Source organism: Candidatus Margulisiibacteriota bacterium (genome assembly GCA_028715625.1).
Lineage (GTDB): Bacteria > Margulisbacteria > Riflemargulisbacteria > GWF2-35-9 > GWF2-35-9 > JAQURL01.
Genome location: JAQURL010000009.1, coordinates 1 through 20,861 on the forward strand (window position 1 = coordinate 1; position 20,861 = coordinate 20,861).

A 20,861-nucleotide genomic window follows, 5' to 3' on the forward strand; every position below is an offset into this window, starting at 1 on the left:
TGGGTTCTTGTCAGACCATTAGTTTCAAGAAAATTTTCCCAGATTTCTTTATTTTCCGGATTACCTTTGATGCTAATGGCGTTAAAAAGTATTTGGCTCAAGGTATCACCTTTTTTTACTTTTAAATCTTTTTGCAGGGCAGAGAAATTTAACTTCATTAAATTTTGTGTGACTTCATCTGCAGGTTTTGGAGTTTTTTTGGGTTCAGGCTGAGCTTTCCCCTGGAAAACTTCAATTGTCGGAATATTCAGACTTTGCCCGATGCGCAGTTTATTTCTATTCTCCAGCTTGTTGGCACTATCCAGACTATCAACAATATCAATAATGCTGGTAGTTTGTAATCCGGGATGTTCTTTTTTGAGCCGCTTAGCTATTTTCCATAAAGAATCATTTTTGTGTACTTCATACTGTTCTCCAGGATTAATTGCATAATTTACTAGAGTGCCTGACTTATTTTTAATTGCTGATTTTTCTGATACCTGTAAAGCACACATGATAAATTAAATATGCCCTGTTTTTAATTTTATTAAACCCGTCTTTGAAAAAATCATGGTCTGCTAAAACATGTTGGCCTATAATTGTTACAGCATCAAAAAGGAGGACTTTATGAAAATTTTAAAAACAGGTCTTATTTTAGTTTTATGTATAAGCTTAATCAGCTGTTCAGGCAGGCAGGCTAAAATTCCTGTAATCTATCAGTTTTCCACCATACAAGCGCTGATGAACGGTCAGCTGGAAGGCAAGCTGAGTTTTAAAGAGCTTAAGAAACACGGCAATACAGGCATGGGAACTTTTGAAGGTCTGGACGGTGAGATGATCGAGTTGGATAACCATTTTTATCAGATCAAAGCAGACGGCAGTGTGAACAAAGTAAAAGATACATTAAAAACTCCTTTTGCTACGGTTATTTATTTTCATCCGGTCCAGGAGCAAAATGTCTCAGAATCAATGACCTTAAAGCAGTTTACAGATAAGCTGGAAAAAGAAACCAAAGCTGAAAATTCTTTTTATGTTATCAAGATAACCGGACTTTTTTCTACCATGAAAACCAGAAGCGTGCCCAAACAGGAAAAGCCCTATCCGGGTCTGGCAGAAGTTGTCAAAAAACAGTCTGTTTTTGATTTTGATAATATCCAGGGTACGGTTGTAGGCTTTAAAATGCCTAAATATATCGGAGGGGTGAACGCGCCCGGTTTCCATTTCCATTTTATTTCCAAAGACAAAAAAAATGGCGGTCATGTGCTGGATATGAAAATAGCGAAGGTAAAAGTAGAGATAGAACCGATTAAAAAGATCAAAATTACTTTAAATTAGTAGGTTTAGGTTGTTTGCAAAAACGTCCATTTCGATCGAACAGATTGAAATTCATGCTGTGTCAAGGATATATCGTCATTCCGAGCGTAGTCGAGGAATCTTTAGATGATAAAAGACAGTATTTTTAAATATACAGATCCCTCCATTACGCTGCGCTCCAGTCGGGATGACGTTGGTATGATGTCATCTCAATGTCAAAAATATCTTTTGGACATAAACTTTACAAAAGTTTTTTTTAAAAAAGCAACATTTTTTTTCAATACAAAATAAGAGACTTAAAGCACGATATTTATAGCAAAGTAAATAAATCTTGGGGGATAGATATGACAACAAATGATGTAATAATGGGCTCAAACAGAGTATCACAAGCAAGTGGAACATCACAAGCAGACAGTGCTTCATCCTCTGGCGAAGGCAGCTTGATTAGTAGCCGTTCAGGTAGCGTGGAACTGCCTTCTTCTTATGGCACACCTGCGGTGTCTACACTTTCTCTTAATGAAAGCGGTGATGGAGATGTTAGCACTATGGCTTACAGCGAGGAAGGTGGAGGCTTTACAGATTCCAGGAGTGAAAGTGGAGGAGGGATAAAAACGCACGAATCTCCTTATGCCACAACGAATTCCTTAAACGAAGAAGGGGGAGGTCTTCGGACACATGAATCGCCGATAACAACTATGGCATATGGTGAAGAGGGTGGTGGTATCGAAACTCATATGGGCCCGATATTAACTCATGAAAATCCTGTTGAGACCCATAAGGCCCCAGACGGAACTTCATATCAGGATTATTCGGCAGAAGTAGAAATTTTGAAACTAATCACTAAAATTAATAATGGTGAGACTATAACCGCGGAAGAAATGTATCTGGCTATAAAGAACGGTATTTCGGATCTTGACGCTCACGGAGCAAGCCTGGAAAACGTTGATTTTAATACTTTTTTTGGCAGATATTCCGATCATTTATCTGACGGCGCTAAAAAAGTGATGGAAATTTACAATATTTATGCTGAGAAACACGCATACAGCGGCGGAATCACTGAAAGTGAAGCCAATACGATGTTTGAGGAAATGTCCCAAATTTCTGATCCTGTTGCTACAACCGCGGGCTTGAATGAAGAAGGCGGAGGGGTAGAAACTCATACCCCGCCATTAACACACGAAGCACCGGATGGGACAACCGTATATCAGGACGATACAGCTAAAGCGGAGATTTTGAAACTAATCACTAAAATTAATAACGGTGAAACTATAACTGCCGATGAAATGTATCTGGCTATTAAAAACGGGATTTCCGATCTGGATGGAAAAGGCGCAAGTACAGAATTTTCAGATTTTAATAAATTTTACTGGGAATACCAGGACCATTTGTCAACAGGCGCTAAAGACGTCATGAAAATTTATGGCGCTAAAGCCGCGGAACATGAGTTTACCGGTGGAATTCCCATTGGTGAACTCGACACCATGCTTGAAGAAATGGACAAGGTGGACGATGCTTATATACTATTAAAAACAGATTGAACAGCCACAATAGCTGTTAACGACTCAACAAGTGCTGCAGGTGAGTACAAGGATGTTATAACTGAAATTCTTATTAATCAGGCTAAAAGAGACCTGGTCACCAATCTCAGAACTGCGGTTTTTTCGACAAGTACAAGCACAGACTCTACAGCTAATGATGAAACAAAAAAGCAGGATGTGGTAAAAAAGGCTGATGTGATAGTACCAAAAAATACGGTTAAAACTGATACGGTGGATTACAAGACTAACAATTAGATACTGACAGATTTTTTAGATACGGATTTTGGTCAAATGATCTGAAATAAACAGATATTATGTTATACTGATTTACGGTCATGACCAATCTCCGTATCATCTGGGATATCACTTCTCGCTGTAATTTCAGCTGTAAACATTGCTACTTTAAAGCTTCGCCGAATGACGAACAAAAAGAGTTCAGCCTTGAACAATCAAAAATTTTTTTACAACAAGTCGCAGATGCCGGGATAAAACATGTTTCACTTACCGGTGGCGAACCTCTGTTACGTAAAGATATTCTGGAAATTCTAGGTTTTGGAAAATCTTTGGGACTATCTTTTTCTTTAGCGACTAATGGGGTGCTTTGCACAGAAGAAATCCTTCAGGAACTAAAAAGAATCGGCATACGAAGCATCCAAATCAGTCTGGACGGGCCGGATAAAACCACTAATTTGCAAATCAGGGGTAATTCGGAAATTGACTATTACCTGGCAATTAAAGCTATGAGAATGGCTCGTGATCTGGGATATACAGTGACAATGGGGGTTCTTCAACACAAACTCACATTGGACAGGGTCCCGGAATTTCTGGCTTTGGCCGAAGCGCTGGGTGTGCATTATCTACGTTACTCGGCAATAATTCCGGTTTATTATAAGGAATTAAAAAAAGATTATAATGCTATTTTACCTGACATTGAGCAGCAAAAACGTTTTTACGAATATGTTCGAAATGTTTCTCAAAAAAAAGTAAGGATTTTGCTGGACTGCCCCTGCGGCCCAGTATGGGAAGGGCAGAAACATTATTGTACAGCCGGCAAACATTCGGTTTATGTTAATGCGAAAGGTGAAGTTTTTCCCTGCTCAACCCTGGCTTTCGATGAGTTTTCGTTCGGTAATGTCTTAAACGGCTCGCTGGGAGAAATTTTAAACAAAGGTGTTGAGTTCAGGCAGACAGTTACGAAAAAAGACAAAAAAGGCAAGTGCGGCAAGTGCGCTAATGATTCCTGCAGCGGTGGTTGCCCGGGGCTTATCTATGCTTTTTCCAAAAGACTGTATTTATCCAATCCTTTTTGTTCTTTTTATGTAAAACAATCAGAAAACAAAGAGGTGCAAGCCGTAAATAATAATGATATAAAAAAATCCGTAAGAAAATCAATAATAGTTTTAAGCCATAAAGACGAACAGCATGCCCGGCACATTAAAAAATTATTGGAAGAAAAAGGGGAAGAATCATACTTTCTTGACTGGAGACAGTTTCCTGAAAATATTCAGCTATCATATTCACCTACTCAGAGTTTTCGCAGCGGACTTATTATCGATAATTCTGAAATAGACGTTAAAAGTGTATTCTGGCGCTGGTATCACAGCCCTGTCGTTCATACAAGCGGGCCCGATTATCAGATTGACTTAAAGAATGCTGAAGCTGCTATAAAAGGGTTTATGGGACAACTGGACTGTCTTTGGGTTAATCCGCCGGACAGCTACTATCTGCATTGGTGCAAACCTTTGCAGCTGACAAAGTTCAGAGAAGCAGGTCTACCATTGCCAAAAACTCTTATTACCAATAATTTAGGAGATATCAGGGAATTTTTGGGAACCTATAAAACTTCAATTATTCATAAGCCGGTACAGGGTGGATATCACACTCAACTATACAGCACACAGGAAGAGGAAGAATTTGCCCAAAATTTAAAAACGTTACCGGTCACTATTCAGGAATATATTGAAGGATCAGATATCCGGGTTTACATAATCGGCCAAAAACTTTATGCCGTGAAAATAGTGACTGATGCTGTGGACTTTCGTAACGACAAACAGCATAAACTGGAACGTATAGATATACCAGAAGTCTTGGCTCAGCAGTGCTGGACAGCTGCACAGGTTTCAGGATATGTGTTTACGGCAATTGATATCAAACAGGACAAAAATGGAAATTATTTTTTTCTGGAAGCCAATCCCAGTCCCATGTTCATGCATGTGGAAAATGTTACAGATTATCCTATAAGCAAGGATTTAACGGATCTTCTTTGTGGCGGCAAATAGGCATCAGTTTATCTGCAAAGCCTAAATTAAACGGCCTGCCATGACCGGTTTTAATTTTTATGTTACAATTAAAAAATGAAAAAAATACGCTGCCTGGTGTTAGCTTATGGCTGCTAAGAAAAATTCCCCCGAACGCTTTGAGCAGCATTCCAAGGATGATCTGGTAAAACGAGAAATAATCGGCATTATTACTCTGGCTTTGGCTGTATTTCTATTCCTGGGCAATACTTACGAACAATCTACCGGAATAATAGGCGGGTTTATATTCGGGACGTTATTTAACATTTTTATCGGTCATGGCAAGCTTATTCTGCCTTATTTTATAGGTATTACCGGATTGCTGATACTTTTTGGACGTGATTTTACCCGGGAGAAAACCACAGTGCCGGGTATTTTCTACGGCTATCTGGTTTATCTCATTTATCTGGAAGTCGAAAGCGGCAGAACATTCTCTGCCTTTCAATTATTGCCGATTGCTGAGCATGCCGGTGGAATTATCGGTTATTTATTCGCTTTTTTATTACACAAAATAGTAGGGTTTTCCGGGCTTAAAATTGTCCTCATTGCTTCGGTTTTCATTGCGATGATGCTTATTTTTAATGTAACTTTGGCTGAAGCCATAGCCGTGCTAATGTTTTCGGTTAAGAAAGTCGTGGATTTCATAAGAGCTATTATTTTTTACAAACGGCCGTCAACAGAAGAAGCGAAAGAAAACCCCAAAGCTGTCCAGGCCAAAACAGAAGAAATTCAGGCAGATATTGAAAAAAAGAAAAAAGTTGTGGAACCGAAAATTATTGAAGAAGTTGTCGTAAAAAAGAAAAAAGCTGTAGAGGAAGAAAAAGAACTTGATCTGGACAGGGCTCAGCGGATCGACAAATTTGATGATGATTTTGAGCTTCCGGACCTGAAACTTCTCGCTGATATTACCGTACCCAGAGACAACATCAAAAAAGTTGAAGAAGAAATCAAACTGACCATCAGAAAACTGGAAGAAACCCTGGAAAGTTTTAAGGTAAACGCCAGAGTAGTGGCCACGAGCCAGGGGCCGTCTGTAACCCGTTATGAAATTCAGCCGGGTTTCGGAGTTAAAGTCAGTAAGATTGTAGGTCTGGCTGATGATATAGCACTAAACCTGGCAGCGCGTGGAGTGAGGATTGAAGCGCCTATTCCAGGCAAGTCCGTGGTAGGAATTGAAATACCCAATAATATTATGCAGATGGTAACCATGCTGCCGCTGGCCAGAGATGAAAAGTTTTTATATTCTTCTTCACCTTTGTTTATAGCGCTGGGTAAAGATCTGGAAGGCAAGTCTACATATATTGACCTTACAAAAATGCCACATTTGCTGGTGGCCGGCGCTACCGGCTCCGGTAAGTCGGTATGTATCAATTCTATTGTCATAAGCTTGTTGTTACGCAACACACCGTCAACTGTACGCTTCATCATGATTGACCCCAAGAAGGTGGAACTCAGTGTTTATGATGATATCCCGCATCTTATAGCACCGGTGGTGACCGACCCCAAAAAAGCGGCTGTAACTTTACGCTGGTGTGTGCGCGAGATGGAAAGACGCTACGAGGAACTGGCCACGTTAGGTGTCAGGAATATTGACGGATTTAACGAAAAGATAGATGAACTGCATATTCAAAAAGAAAAGATGAACGAAGAACAACAGAAAGAATTTTTCATACCGCAGAAACATACTTATATAGTCGTTATCATCGATGAACTCGCGGACTTGATGCTGGCAGCCGCCTCGGAAGTGGAAACCAGCATTGCCCGCATTTCACAGATGGCCAGAGCAGTAGGTATACACTTGGTTATAGCCACGCAGCGTCCGTCAGTGGATGTTATCACCGGGCTGATTAAAGCCAATGTGCCGTCGCGAATAGCCTTTGCCGTATCCAGCCAGATAGACAGCCGCACCATACTGGATTCCATGGGCGCGGAAAAACTTCTGGGAAAAGGGGATATGCTCTATAAACCGGTGGGTTCTATGCAGCCGACAAGGGCTCAGGGAGTATATATTTCAGACAAGGAAGTTCATTCTATCGTCAAGTTTGTTAAGTCTCAAGGTAAACCTGAATATCTACAGGAAGTTGTAAACCTGAAAGCAGAGGACCTGGAAGATTTGAAGAAAAGCGCAGAGTCCGGTGCTAACGGCGGGGATTTCGACGAATTTTATAATGAAGCCAGGGAAATTGTGATACAAAGTAAAGTGGCTTCTATCTCTTATATTCAAAGAAAGCTGAGAATTGGGTATAATAGAGCAGCACGTATAATGGAACAGTTGGAGGAAGCGGGGATAGTTTCTTCGGCTGACGCGGATGGTAAGAACCGCAAAGTGATAGTTTAACGAGAGGGGGTCAATATGGTAAATATAGCTCTGATCGGGTCCGGGATAGTGGGTTCCGGAGTAATTCATATCTACAAACATAATTTCCAGAAGCTCAGGGAAAATGCCAAAAAAGAGATTGTTTTGAAGACCATATGTGACCTGGACTTCAATAAATGTCCACATGATTTGAGTTCATTCAAATTAAGCAAAGACTGGAAGGAAGTGGTTGCTGATCCCGATATACAAATTGTTGTGGAATTGATTGGTGGAGAAGAGCCGGCCAAAAGTATTATCAAAGCAGCCTTGCAAAATCATAAAAGTGTTGTTACAGCCAATAAGCTGGTATTGGCTAAATATGGCAAAGAATTGCTGGAGTTGGCCGTGGCCAACGGCGTGGACATTCTCTACGAGGCTTCCGTGGGAGGCGCGATCCCGATTATTTCTCCTTTAAAAAGGACCTTGGTGCCCAATAATATTATGGGTATATATGGGATAGTAAACGGTACAACAAATTATATCCTGACCAAGATGCATGAGAAAAACGCCCGCTATCACGAGGTCTTAAAAGACGCGCAGAAGCTGGGCTATGCCGAAGCCGATCCTACTTCGGACGTGGGCGGATTTGATTCTCAGTACAAACTGGCTATTTTGTCATCTGTGGCTTTCCAAGCTGAAATTAATTATCAGGACATACTGGTTGAAGGTATTACTGATGTTTCGCCCAACGATATTCTCTATATCAGAGAGTTCGATCTTGTCATTAAATTAGTCGCTATTGCCAGAATGGACAATGGTCAGCTTGAGCTACGCGTTCATCCAGTGGCCTTAAACCGCAAACATCCGCTGGCTTCGGTCAACGATGTTTATAACGCCATTTATGTGGTTGGCGACGCGGTTGGAGATATAATGTTTTCAGGACAGGGCGCTGGCGGAATACCTACAGCTTCTTCAGTTTGGGCCGATATTCTGGATATTGTTAATGATACTCCCTATAAAACCGGTAGAATTCAGAAAATAAAAATCAAGGCGCATGATGATATAAAATCCGAATATTATTTTCGTTTCAGGGTAAAAGATAAACCCGGCGTGCTGGCCGAGATCAGCGGAGTATTCGCCAAATATGAGATCAGCATAAAAAACGCCATGCAAAAAGGGCTTGGCGATGGCGCCGAACTGGTTATTATCTCGCATGTGATACAGGAAAAATATAAAAATCTGGCTGTGGGGGAAATCAAGAATCTGAGCAGTGTAAAGAAAGTCAGCAGCGTAATACGGGTAGGAATTTAGTGCCTAAATATATAACGATCCACGGACATTTTTACCAGCCTCCGCGCGAAAATCCCTATCTGGGAAAAATAGAGATGCAGGAAAGCGCCTATCCCAACCATGACTGGAATGAGCGGATAAATGAGCAGTGTTATCGACCCAACACCTGTTCCAGAGTACTGAACGAGCGTGGCAAAATTTTGGACGTTATTAATAATTATGAATATTTGAGCTTTAATATCGGGCCGACACTTATGAACTGGCTAGCCGAGAATGATAAAGACACCTATAGCAAAATTGTCGAAGCAGATGAAAAAAGCAAGGAAAAAAATCACGGACATGGCAATGCTATTGCCCAGGTATACAACCACCTGATCATGCCTCTGGCTCCCTACAGGGACAAAGTTACACAAGTTCGTTGGGGAATTGAGGATTTCAAAAAACATTTCGGCCGTGAGCCTGAAGGTTTATGGCTGGCTGAAACCGCTATTAATATGGAGACCGCGAAAGTTCTTGTGGAGAATAATATAAAATTTACCATACTTTCTCCTTTTCAGGCTGAAAAAACCCGCAACTTTTTTTCCAATACCTGGCTGGATGTATCAGGCGGCACTATTGACCCAACTCAGCCTTATCGTCTTTTTGTGGACGAGGAGAAAACCAAATATCTGGATATCTTTTTTTATGACGCGCCAATTTCCACAGCTGTAAGTTTTGAGCATATACTGCGAGACTCCAGGGTTTTCGCGGACCGATTGAACCTGGCCGCGTTATCCAAAGAGGAACGGCCTACTTTAATCAATATTGCCACAGATGGGGAAAGTTACGGGCATCATGAACCTTTCGGCGATATGTGTCTGGCTTATTTTTTCAAATATCTGGTTCATGAATACAGGTTTCGCATCATTAACTATGGTCATTTTTTGGAATTGTACCCGCCTATCTCTGAAGTTGTTTTAAAAACCGGCAAGGATAATCTGGGCACGGCCTGGAGTTGCTCGCATGGTGTGGGCCGCTGGAAAGAAGACTGCGGTTGTTCCACTTATGCCGCGCCCGGTTGGAACCAGAAGTGGCGTTCACCTTTGCTTAAAGGATTGGAAACATTACGCGACAGGTTGTGGGAAATTTATCTGCGTCACACCCAGAGTATATTCCATGATCCGCTGGAAGCCCGGCATGATTATTATCGTTTATTCAAGGGATTAGTTACCAGAGATGAATATTTCAAGAAGCATTTGAAAAAAAAGAATATAGATGAACAAAAAATGGTGGGCATATTAAACCTGCTGGAAAGTCAGCGTAACAGTCAGCTTATGTTTACCAGCTGCGGATGGTTTTTCGCGGATATTTCAGGCATAGAAACAGTACAAATTATCAAATATGCCAATATGGCCATCAAGCATGCCCAGACATATTCCGATCATGAACTGGAAAATGAATTGTTAAACTGCCTGAAGCTGGCTTACAGTAATGTCGGGCCGGATTACAATGGCGACAGCATCTATAATAAATGGATCAAACCGTATGAGTTGGATGCCTATAAAGCTACGAACCAGTACATGATAGAAGGCGAACTGTTCCACCAGTTTAAACCCAGACAGGTCTATCTTTTTGACATTAAAACAGAGCAAGTAGCTCGCTTTGAGCAGGATGGCGTTTATTATATCCTGGCTAATCTGGACGCTACGCACACTCTTACCGGCGACCACAAGCAGTTTTCTGTAATCCTGCAAAATCATGAAAAAAATTACAGGCTTTTTATCAGTGAGAAAATTTATCAGGACCTCGCGGAGATTATGGGCCTGTTCCATAAAAAATCCGCTAAAAAAGAAGAGTTGATCAGCCGGTATTTTCCAATCCTGAAAACCATGAATGATCTGAATTTTGAGGCAAGTTCCTCGATTATGAGCTTTTTATGGGAGAAAAAATATAATCAGCTTATTCATTCTCTGGACCTGATATTTGTTACCTTCCGGGACCTGATAATGTCTACAGTTTATATGGGTGGATTTTTACCGCATGAGATTAAATCCATCATGGAAATTATTATGAGCGCCAGATATCTGGAGGAAATAAAGAAAATTGATGTTTATAAGCAGGAAAACGTAGTGGGAGTGACAGATGTTATTAACATGAGCAAAAAAATGAACCTGAACCTTAATAAAAACAGGGCCAAGGCTTATCTGGAAGAAACCTTGAACCATCAACTCAAAGCTTTAGCTGAAAGTTTGAAAAAAGAAGATATTGAAAAAGCGATCCAGTTTATAGCGATACTGGATTATATGGATATTACACTGAATAAAACAGTTTCCGAGAATATTGCCTTCAAATTGTATCAGGACCTGAAAAATAATTCCTATCCGAAAATAACTAAAGTCGGCAAAGAAGTCGCAACGCTGGCCCTGATGCTGAATATAGCGGAGCATGTATAATCGGCGCTCTATTCGTCTAAAAGGTTATGACTATACTCAATCCGGGGCATACTTTATTACACTCTGTACGCAAGATCGGAAACACTTGTTTGGAGAGATAGTGAATCATGAGATTAAGCTGAACGACTTGGGGGTTATTGCAGCTAGGTGCTGGCTGGAGATCCCTGTCCACTATCCCAAGGTACAACTTGATGAATATATCATAATGCCGAATCATATCCACGGCATACTGATAGTAGGGGAGAGCTTTTCTTCAAGAGAAGAGCTCAGCCCCATAGTAAGGGCGAATAATTATTCGCCCCAACCAGGATGGCCCCAACCAGGATGGCCCCAACCAGGATGGCCTCAACCTGACGTCTCGTCCAATCCAAAAGGCACGTCAAGGACAATAGGAGCAATCGTAAGAGGATATAAAATTGGCGTTACTAAATGGGCAAAGGAAAACAAAGCATTTGAAAAAATATGGCTGCGCAACTACTACGAACATATTATCCGAAATGAATTGGAATTAACCAGGATACGGGGATATATAAAGAATAATCCATTGAATTGGAGTAATGATGAGTTACACTAACGATTTTACCTTTAAAATAACTAAACAAAGCCATAAACATAAGGGTCGGCTGGGAATCCTGCATACACCTCATGGTGATATACAGACACCTGTATTTATGCCGGTTGGGACGTTGGGCTCGGTAAAGGCTGTTCTACCGGAAATGCTGCTGGCAGAAGGTACGGAGATAATTCTGGCCAATACTTATCATCTTTTTTTAAGGCCCGGCACAGAAGTGCTGGAGAAATTTCAGGGACTGCACAATTTCATGAACTGGCACAAGCCTATACTCACGGATAGCGGAGGTTTTCAGGTGTTCAGTCTCAGTGATTTAAATAAAATTACAGACAAGGGAGTTATTTTCAAGTCGCATCTGGATGGTTCCTTAATGGAATTTACGCCGGAAAAGGTGGTCGCCATTCAACAGAGCATTGGTGCGGATATTATCATGCCGCTGGACGAGTGTCTGCCGCATGATGCTGATAAAAAAAGAACCGCTGTTTCTATCAAACGGACTTTCAACTGGGAAAAACGTTGTCAGCGCTATATGCAAGAAAATCCGGGTCGACACGCTCAAGCCATGTTTGGTATAATCCAGGGTGGCATGTTCCCTGACTTGAGAGCGGAATCAGCGGAACAGTTACTTGATTTGGATTTTTTTGGATACTCAGTAGGGGGATTAAGTGTTGGTGAAGATAAAGAAACACTGTATAGCCTGTCTGCGGAGACTGTTCAGCATATCCCGGTCGCTAAGCCCAGATATTTAATGGGTGTGGGCTCTCCGCAGGATGTAGAATTTGCTATAAAACAAGGTTATGATATGTTCGATTGTGTCTTACCTACCAGGATCGCCCGTCATGGAGCCTTTTTTTCGAAAGAAGGTAATCTCAGTATCAAGAAAAAAGAATTTGAATTCGATTCACAACCCTTGGAAGTGGGTTGTGATTGTTACACATGTGCAAATTATTCGAGAGCATATTTGCGGCATTTGTGGAGAAATAAAGAATTTAACGCTATGACCCTGATATCGATCCATAACATAAGATATCTGATAAAGATGATTCAGGGCATTAAAGAACAAATAATTAATGAATAGAAGTGGCGAGAGGAGTAAAAGATGACAAATAAGATTCGCTTTTTTTTGTGGTTACTTAGCATAGCGGCAATCGTTTTAGTGCTGCAGAAAGTCCCGGTAAATCTGGGTTTGGATCTGCAGGGCGGTATGCGTCTGGTGCTGGAAGCCGAGGATACCCCAACGGTTAAGGTGGATGAAAATGCCATGCTGGGAGTGGTTTCGGTAATTCGTAACCGGGTAGACGGACTGGGTGTGAGCGAGCCTTTGATTGCCATAAAAGGTAAAAGACAGGTGGTCGTTGAACTCCCCGGTATCAAGGACCCGAAACACGCGCTGGCCTTAATTGGGGATACCGCGCTTATGGAGTTCATTGAAGCTGAGTGGCTGCCTGGCAACGCGCCTAATATTTCGACACAGGATTTGCAGATTATTGGCGGAGAAGGAGCCAAATTATCTACTTACATTATTCGGGACAATAACGGCAATATCACCAAGGAACTTCCTATTATTCTTAAAAAAAGCGTAATGACCGGAAGTGATCTCAAGTGGGCAGGCCCATCCGTAGATCAGTATGGAAAATCTGTTGTAAGTATCGAATTTACTCCTGAAGGAGCCAGAAAATTTGCTGATGTCACTGCGAGAAATGTAGGTAAACCGTTGGCTATCCTATTAGACGGCAATATAATATCAGCGCCGAATATCAGTGAGCCGATTTTAGGAGGGAAAGCCCAGATATCCGGTTCGTTTACAGTTCAGGAAGTTCAGGACCTGGTTATAAAACTCAAAGCCGGTTCTTTGCCTGTACCGGTGAAAATATTAGAAAAGAAAGAAGTAGGCCCGACACTGGGTAAAGATTCAATTAATAAAAGTATAATAGCAGGAATTATCGGTTACATCCTGGTTGCTATCTTTATGATATTGTTTTACAGATATTTGGGATTTGTTGCTGTCATTGCCTTGCTCTTTTATTTATTTTTGAATATAGCAGTATTAAATTTATTTCACGTAACTCTGACCCTTCCAGGTATAGCTGGAATAATCCTTGGTTTAGGTATGGCAGTTGATGCCAACATTCTAATCTACGCGAGATATTTGGAGGAGTTAAGATCAGGAAATACTGTAATGAATTCTCTGGAAAACGGGTTCAAGAGAGCTTCAGTAACTATTATCGATTCAAACGTGACAACATTGATAACAGCTATTGTTTTGTTCTGGTTCGGTACGGGTAGTATCAAAGGTTTTGCGGTTACTTTGTCCATAGGTATTGTGCTTAGTATGATAACAGCTCTTTACCTGACCAAGTTTTTATTGTTTGCCACGTTGAATATGAGAGCTATTCGCGAGAGCTCTTTAATTAGATTCTAAGGAGAGATTAATGAAAAAAGAATTTTTTATAAAAAATAGAATAATTTGGTACACTTTTTCCAGCACTCTAATTATTGTCGGTATAATCTCCATGTTCTTAAATTTTTCAAAGACCGGCTCAGCCTTTAATCTGGGTATTGATTTTACCGGTGGTACCAGCATGCTGCTCCAGGTACAGTCTGTTGAAAAAAGCATCAATTCTAAAGGGGAATTACCGGCCGAAATTCGTAATAAAACCCAGGACTCTATTCGCAGGACTTTACACAATGCCGGTGTGACAAACGTACAACTCACAACACTGGATAAAAAATATTTCTCCATCCGCACAGAACCAATGAGTAAGGAAAAAATGGATTCTATTATCAATGAACTTAAGACATCTCTCGGTTCGGTAAATGTTCTGGAATCTGATTTTATTGGACCCACAATAGGGCATGAACTGCAAAAACAAGCTTTGACAATTATTTTTGTGGCTATTTTTTTATTACTTATTTATATTACATTTAGATTTGAATTCTGGGCAGCGGTAGCGGCTATTATCGCTCTGGTACACGATTCTTTAATAACGCTGGGATTAACATCAATTCTAAAGATACAAGTTGATGCTGCTTATGTCGCAGCCATTTTAACAATTCTAGGTTATTCTATAAATGATACAATAGTTATTTTTGACAGGGTCAGAGAAAACACTAAAATTCTAAAAGAAGATTTCGCAAAAATTGCGGAAACAAGTATCTGGCAGACCTTAACCAGGTCTATTAACACTGTTACGACAGTATTAATAGTTTTAGCCGCCATTCATTTTTTTGGCGGTGTATCTTTAAAGGATTTTTCTCTGGTTTTACTAATAGGAATATTTTTCGGTTGTTATTCGTCCATATTCATTGCCAGCCCATTACTGGTAATGTTTAAAAAGTGGAGTGAGTAAAATAAGCCATTTATCCGCGTTAAATAAAAGGGAAAATAATTGGCTGATACGCAAAAATTAACGAACAAACCACTTTTGGCCATATTAGCTGGTGTCGTTTTTATTGCAGCTTTTTTAATAATAAAACCTCTGCTGACCTCAATATTATCCAGCATTGTTTTGGCTTATTTATTCTTTCCGGTATATAAATTTTTTAAGAAGATATGGGGATTTAATAATCCGCATAAAGGTCAGGCTTTAGGTGCATTCAGTATTGTTATTCTGATAATATTTATTTTTTTAATACCGGTCAGTTTGCTATTCGGGCTTTTATTCTTAAATTTTAAGGAGATAAAACAATTTATAGGTTATTTTATACCTGCCGCATCATCTTTTTTTACAGATATTATCCCGGTTATACGCGATCAGTTGAACTTCGGGGATATCAATGTAAATCTGTCACAATTAATGACTTCTTTTTCGGTAAGTATATTGAAAACAATCCAGTCACTTTTTGCACAAGTACCTTTATTTTTGTTAGGTTCTTTTATTACCCTTTTTATTGTTTATTATTTATTGAAAAGTTCCGAGACCATAATCATTACTATAGAAAAATGGCTTCCTCTAAATAAGGAGATTAAGGGGAAATCTTTAGAAAGATTTAATTATCTTTGTAGAGGGCTTCTTGCCAGTCAGCTGATTATTGCTGTATCTCAGGCTTTGCTTATGGGCATAGCTACATTTATCCTGGGTTTTAAGCATATTTTATTATTTGTTTTACTTACTCTGGTCATTGCCGTTATACCTTTTCTGGGGGCTGCAGTGGTTTGGATATTAATAACAGTATATTTAGTAATTCAATTCGTTAACGGGCATGTTCCTTTATGGCATCCTGTGTTTATGTTTTTATATGGGACTTTTCTAGTGAGTACAATCGATAATATCCTTCGCCCCATTATTCTTTCCGATGTAGCGAAGATTAATCCGGCAATTGTTTTGGTAGGATTTATCGGAGGATTCATGCTTTTTGGTATTCCCGGGGTTTTTCTAGGTCCTATTATCCTTACACTTACCGAAGTCGCCTTTGAAGTTTTTCGGGAAATATAAAGTCAACGAATTATTAAAAGAATTATAACTGCCAGAATTATCCGATAATAACCGAAAATTTTAAGATCGTGTTTAGCAATGAATTTCATCAGCCCTGCAACAACGGCCAGAGCGACAATGAATGAAGTAATGAAACCTGCGGCAAGAATTAAGATCTCGTTTCCGCTGAAACTGATACCGTGTTTCAATAAAGCATAACCGGAAGCGGCGATCAATGTAGGAATAGCCAGAAAAAAAGAGAATTCTACTGCCAGTTGTCTGGATGTCCCCAGAAGCATGGCTCCGATAATTGTAGCCGCAGAACGTGATGTTCCCGGTATCATAGCGATACACTGAATGAGCCCTATGAGAAACGCCGTTGTGTAGGAAAGTTGTTTTATGGATATAAGCGAGGCCCTGTGTTTTCTGCCCTCTATATAAATCAGGATCAGACCGCCGATAAGCAGTGCTAATGAAACTACCAGAGAATTAAACAGTTTTTCTTCAATAATTTTACCTACGGTCGCACCTATTATTATCGCGGGAATAACGCCAACCAGTGTTTTCCTCCATAACTGCCATATATCTTTTTTTTCTGCCAGTGTTTTGAATTTGCCGAAAGGAAATAAACGTTTCCAGAAATAAAAGACAACAGCCAGAATTGCGCCGACCTGGATAACAATGTCGAACATTTTGGTAAAAGAATCTTCAAAATAGAACCATTTGTTAATCAGAATAAGATGGCCGGTAGAGGAAACAGGCAGGAACTCTGTAAGCCCCTCGGTAATACCGAGAATTATAGAATTAAAAAGATCTGTTAGCATTCTAATTAAACAGGATAACACAAAACATAAAAGTTAAACAATTAATAGAACACTGATTATATCGAAAATATTAGCTGGATTTTTTTGACGGTATTATTCTTGATATGTCCGCTGTAAGCCCCTGATGACTTCAATACCCCTTGATTTACCTGCAGGTTTTTGGTGCGTACTTTCAGATGTTCCCCTGATTACCTGTATATGTTTGGGTTTGGCGTAAGCTATTTTCCGATTAATTGTTTGACGATTAGTTCCTTTGATAACTTCAATATGGTATGAAGGATTAATCGCGTTTACTTGACTATGTTTGGTTTCCATCCCTTTTATTATCTCAATTTTTTGAGGATAGTGGGTGCCCTCAGTTTGAGGTTCATCATTTTTTGTAATTTCGGTTAGCTTAAGAGTATATTCTTCTCTTGTTTTATATGCCGCAGTAATTGTTTGATATGCACGGTTGGGCCCATAGGGATTACCCGATCGGTCATATTGCGCGCTTACCTTCTGTAGCTGTTGCTTCAGGTTACGGTTATTTAATTTGATCTCTTCAAACTGATTATTTTTAACAACAAAAAGTTCACCTGATTTATCGCAGACAAATTTTGCAGAAGGATGATTCAGGATGTAATATGTCTCCCCCTCTGTATCATGGATAATACCACTGATTTTAATATTTTTTATAAGGTAATAACCAGCAATTTTTTGAATTGTTTGTAATTCATAAGCGGGGACATTTATTTGTTTATAGTTAAAACCATTTTTATCAAATTGATATAATTTATTCTGAGCAAAGTTAAAATATAAATTATCGTTTAATTTTAGCCAAAGTGGATGATCTGCTATGGGGCAGACAATATCTCTGGGACAAATATAATGTAATCCTGAACTGCTTTCTATATAAGCACCTATACGGGTTATATCCGGTTTTTGTATCATCGTCTTTTCCTTATGATTATTTTTGTACTAACAATTTATCGCCATAAATAACATTAAATTTCACAAATTATTACGCTTGTAAAAACCGTAACTATTTATTAAGATAAATGAGGTTTCAAATTTATGAATAAACAACATCTACCTCCGGCAATAATTTATAATCTTTTCCCAAGGCTTGTTGGCCCTATGTCAGGATGGAAGTCACATTTTGAACGAGCGAAATATATGGGCTTTAACTGGATTTATATTAATCCGCTCAGTTATCCGGGCTTTTCAGGCAGTTTATATTCCATTAAAGATTATTATAGAATTAATCCGTTATTTTTGGATAATTCCGGCAGATCGGAAGAAGAGCAGGTCAGGGCCATGATCCAGGACGCCCATGAACTGGGGCTCAAAATAATGTTTGATCTGGTTATCAACCATACAGCGATTGATTCGGTATTAATCGTTAATGATAAATGGTATAAAAAAGATGAACATGGGAAAATCAAAAATCCGCAGGTGTGGGAAGGCGATAAGTTGATCACGACCTGGGGTGACCTGGCAGAAATAGACAATGAAAAATCTCCGGACAAAGATAACCTCTGGCGCTATTGGCTGGACCTGACTTCTTATTACATTGATTTTGGAGTTGACGGGTTCCGCTGCGACGCGGCTTATCAGGTCACAACTGAGTTATGGGAATATTTGATCTCTAATATTAAGCAAAGGAAGACTGATACTGTTTTTTTCGCGGAAACATTGGGCTGTGAAATAGAAGATGTAATTGAACTGGCCAAAGCCGGTTTTGATTATTCATTTAACAGTTCCAAATGGTGGGATTTTGAAGAGTCCTGGTGCCTGAAGCAATACAAAGAGAATGCTGAAGTTTCTCCCTCAGTATCATTTGCGGAATCACATGATACGCCCAGACTGACCGAAGAGTTTAAAGGAGAGGAAGCGGCTGTTAAATTGCGATATTTATTTTCAGCGATATTTTCCAGTGGCGTGATGATGCCTGTGGGACTGGAATACGGTTTTAAAAAAAGGCTTAATGTGGTGCATACCTTGCCCCAGGATTGGGAAACACAGCAGTTTGATCTGACCGAATTTATAAGAAAAGCCAATCAGCTTAAACTGCAGTATAAAATTTTCAGCGAAGATAACGCAATTGAGATTATCGAGACAGTAAACAAAAAAGTATTTGTAATGCTTAAAATATCCCATGACAAAAAAGAAAAAGCTCTGATTATTATTAATAAGAATTTGCAGGGCACTGAACATTTATCGATAGATCTTGTTGAAATCATGAACTGCTCCTCATTCAAGATCAAATGTCTGAGCATAGAAAATCCGCTTACTGAAATGCCTGATGTACTGGAGTATAATTTGCAGCCCGGTCAGATGATGATTTTATATTGCTGACTCGGCTAAGCTGGTATGTCACCTCTGAGCACAGCCATGTAATATTTTATCTGATCCAGATAATTACCATGGTGAACAACCTGTTCCAATGGTAATTTGTCGGGTGTTATCATACTGTTTACCAGATTCAGCACTACATCTTCATCTCCAGCTTGCCTGAAGTTTTGCCCGGTTTCCGCCATATACATATTTATTCCCAGACTTAAAAAAGATTCCATATTTTTTAGCAGACTGCGGAAATTTTTTGTGTAGTACTGCTGAGCCTCTTTCATTTTTTTATCCTGCACAAGCAGCTGGAGCACAATCAGATCATCATTCTGGTTCATGCTGCTGATTGTATTGATTGGCAGTAGACCCGGTATGTAAACCCGATATACCGGTACCTTCAATTTGGGATGGGATTTGTCTATGACAATTGTGTTCAAGTTTTGTTCATTAAGCAGGTCCATAAGACTATATATTTCCTCCCGAAAGTCATCAGAAGACAAATTATTCAGCGCAGAAACCGGGATTACTTTACACTCTTTAGCGCACTTCTCCACATCCATATCCAGGCAAAATTGCCAGCGTCCTTTGGTAAGTTTAAATTTGCTGGGAACTATGTCCTGTTTCAACACAATTCCTTCCCGCCCCTGGGTATATTCGGTGATAGCCCTGATTATAGCTTTATTGGGGTCTGTATGACAGCCATAGCCGAAACCTTTACGCAAAATTTCTTTGTCTGTCCTATGATCAATTCCGCTGCATAAAATTGTCGGTACATTAATGTATTTGGAAGCATTAAAGAGGTAAATATCAATACCGATCCTTTTATAGTAATTGTATAAATCATGTATGGCCGGATGATTGATAGAATTTATATCAATAAGCTCTATAGCTGAATATTCTTTATTCATAACCACATAGCCGGTATTGTGCCTCTCAATAACTTCACAAATACCCTGAACAATAGCTTCTTCTTTGGTATTGCCAGTGCATAAACCATTTGATGTCTGATAATTATTGTTCCAGTTCAAGGGATAATATTCCGCGCATTTATGTGTCAATGAGTATCCTGGTACCCAGTCCATATTGATATTTCTTAAATATTCGAGCAGATATTCCTTTTTATCACTGTAGGGTATAAAAAAACAATTATTAATTCTGCTTAGATCAAATTCTTTATTCAGATCAGAGAAAGACAGATGCTTGTACCCCGGTACATTTTTATAATCATAGTTCAACCAGGAATATCGTTCGCTGTATTCCATAATGGCGCTGGCTTTGGCTTGATCGATAGTAAACCCTTTGCCATGAGAATTCACAGTGCCGTCGCCGAAGTCATATACAAAAATCGGGTGATCAGCACGAATTTCCAGTAAATGAGGAGAACGGTCGGTAATATTTCGCATGATGTTCCTGTATGCTTTTTTGAAAGTAACTTTGGGATGGACAAATTTATCCTGATCAAAGATATAACTTTTTTTAACCGACTCAAGCTCAAATCCGGTTTGTTCCCGAAGAATAAAGTTAACCATATAAATCTATTATATTATCAACCAAAAAAAACTCATACAAAATTATCAAAA

Annotated in this window: 16 protein-coding genes; 12 read left to right on the forward strand and 4 right to left on the reverse strand. The window is 39.6% G+C overall.

Annotated elements, in window-relative coordinates; genetic code table 11:
• The coding region (locus PHV30_02425; protein MDD5455871.1) for a LysM domain-containing protein at positions 1-494 on the reverse strand (494 nt) is incomplete at its 3' end.
• A gap of 112 nt (positions 495-606) precedes the next feature.
• Between PHV30_02425 and budA the strand changes: the two genes are divergently transcribed.
• From budA to PHV30_02480, 11 genes are all read left to right on the forward strand, one after another.
• Complete coding sequence (gene budA / locus PHV30_02430; GenBank protein MDD5455872.1) at positions 607-1,314, forward strand: acetolactate decarboxylase; 708 nt, start codon at positions 607-609, stop codon at positions 1,312-1,314.
• A 323-nt stretch (positions 1,315-1,637) separates the two neighbouring features.
• Positions 1,638-2,831, forward strand: coding sequence for a hypothetical protein (locus tag PHV30_02435; protein MDD5455873.1), 1,194 nt, complete (start codon positions 1,638-1,640; stop codon positions 2,829-2,831).
• A 335-nt stretch (positions 2,832-3,166) separates the two neighbouring features.
• Complete coding sequence (locus PHV30_02440; GenBank protein MDD5455874.1) at positions 3,167-5,110, forward strand: radical SAM protein; 1,944 nt, start codon at positions 3,167-3,169, stop codon at positions 5,108-5,110.
• A gap of 106 nt (positions 5,111-5,216) precedes the next feature.
• On the forward strand, positions 5,217-7,466 hold the full coding sequence (locus PHV30_02445) for a DNA translocase FtsK 4TM domain-containing protein (protein ID MDD5455875.1): 2,250 nt from the start codon (positions 5,217-5,219) through the stop codon (positions 7,464-7,466).
• Positions 7,467-7,481: 15 nt separating this feature from the next.
• Positions 7,482-8,735 carry a homoserine dehydrogenase gene (locus tag PHV30_02450; protein ID MDD5455876.1) on the forward strand — a complete coding sequence of 418 codons (1,254 nt, stop codon included), beginning with the start codon at positions 7,482-7,484 and terminating at the stop codon, positions 8,733-8,735.
• Positions 8,735-11,146 carry a DUF3536 domain-containing protein gene (locus PHV30_02455; protein ID MDD5455877.1) on the forward strand — a complete coding sequence of 804 codons (2,412 nt, stop codon included), beginning with the start codon at positions 8,735-8,737 and terminating at the stop codon, positions 11,144-11,146. Before PHV30_02450 ends, PHV30_02455 begins: the two co-directional genes overlap by 1 nt.
• The gene (locus PHV30_02460) at positions 11,139-11,720 is read left to right on the forward strand and encodes a hypothetical protein (GenBank protein ID MDD5455878.1); all 582 of its coding nucleotides are present in this window, start codon (positions 11,139-11,141) and stop codon (positions 11,718-11,720) included. Before PHV30_02455 ends, PHV30_02460 begins: the two co-directional genes overlap by 8 nt.
• A complete protein-coding gene (gene tgt / locus PHV30_02465; protein MDD5455879.1) occupies positions 11,707-12,795 on the forward strand; it encodes a tRNA guanosine(34) transglycosylase Tgt in 1,089 nt (362 codons plus the stop codon). Before PHV30_02460 ends, tgt begins: the two co-directional genes overlap by 14 nt.
• A gap of 21 nt (positions 12,796-12,816) precedes the next feature.
• Entirely contained in the window at positions 12,817-14,139 is a 1,323-nt protein-coding gene (secD, locus tag PHV30_02470; protein MDD5455880.1) for a protein translocase subunit SecD, read from the forward strand.
• Positions 14,140-14,149: 10 nt separating this feature from the next.
• Positions 14,150-15,067 (forward strand): protein translocase subunit SecF, encoded by a 918-nt coding sequence (gene secF, locus PHV30_02475; protein ID MDD5455881.1) that lies wholly within the window; start codon positions 14,150-14,152, stop codon positions 15,065-15,067.
• Positions 15,068-15,106: 39 nt separating this feature from the next.
• Positions 15,107-16,153 carry an AI-2E family transporter gene (locus PHV30_02480; protein MDD5455882.1) on the forward strand — a complete coding sequence of 349 codons (1,047 nt, stop codon included), beginning with the start codon at positions 15,107-15,109 and terminating at the stop codon, positions 16,151-16,153.
• A gap of 2 nt (positions 16,154-16,155) precedes the next feature.
• Here PHV30_02480 and PHV30_02485 read toward each other — a convergent pair whose 3' ends face one another.
• Together PHV30_02485 and PHV30_02490 are read right to left on the reverse strand one after the other, a co-directional pair.
• Positions 16,156-16,956 carry an undecaprenyl-diphosphate phosphatase gene (locus tag PHV30_02485; GenBank protein ID MDD5455883.1) on the reverse strand — a complete coding sequence of 267 codons (801 nt, stop codon included), beginning with the start codon at positions 16,954-16,956 and terminating at the stop codon, positions 16,156-16,158.
• A gap of 93 nt (positions 16,957-17,049) precedes the next feature.
• Positions 17,050-17,886 (reverse strand): hypothetical protein, encoded by an 837-nt coding sequence (locus PHV30_02490; protein ID MDD5455884.1) that lies wholly within the window; start codon positions 17,884-17,886, stop codon positions 17,050-17,052.
• A gap of 123 nt (positions 17,887-18,009) precedes the next feature.
• Between PHV30_02490 and PHV30_02495 the strand changes: the two genes are divergently transcribed.
• Positions 18,010-19,293 carry an alpha-amylase family glycosyl hydrolase gene (locus tag PHV30_02495; protein ID MDD5455885.1) on the forward strand — a complete coding sequence of 428 codons (1,284 nt, stop codon included), beginning with the start codon at positions 18,010-18,012 and terminating at the stop codon, positions 19,291-19,293.
• Positions 19,294-19,298: 5 nt separating this feature from the next.
• Here PHV30_02495 and PHV30_02500 read toward each other — a convergent pair whose 3' ends face one another.
• Positions 19,299-20,810: a YcaO-like family protein gene (locus tag PHV30_02500; GenBank protein MDD5455886.1), complete on the reverse strand. Its 1,512-nt coding sequence runs from the start codon at positions 20,808-20,810 to the stop codon at positions 19,299-19,301.
• Positions 20,811-20,861: the final 51 nt, after the last annotated feature.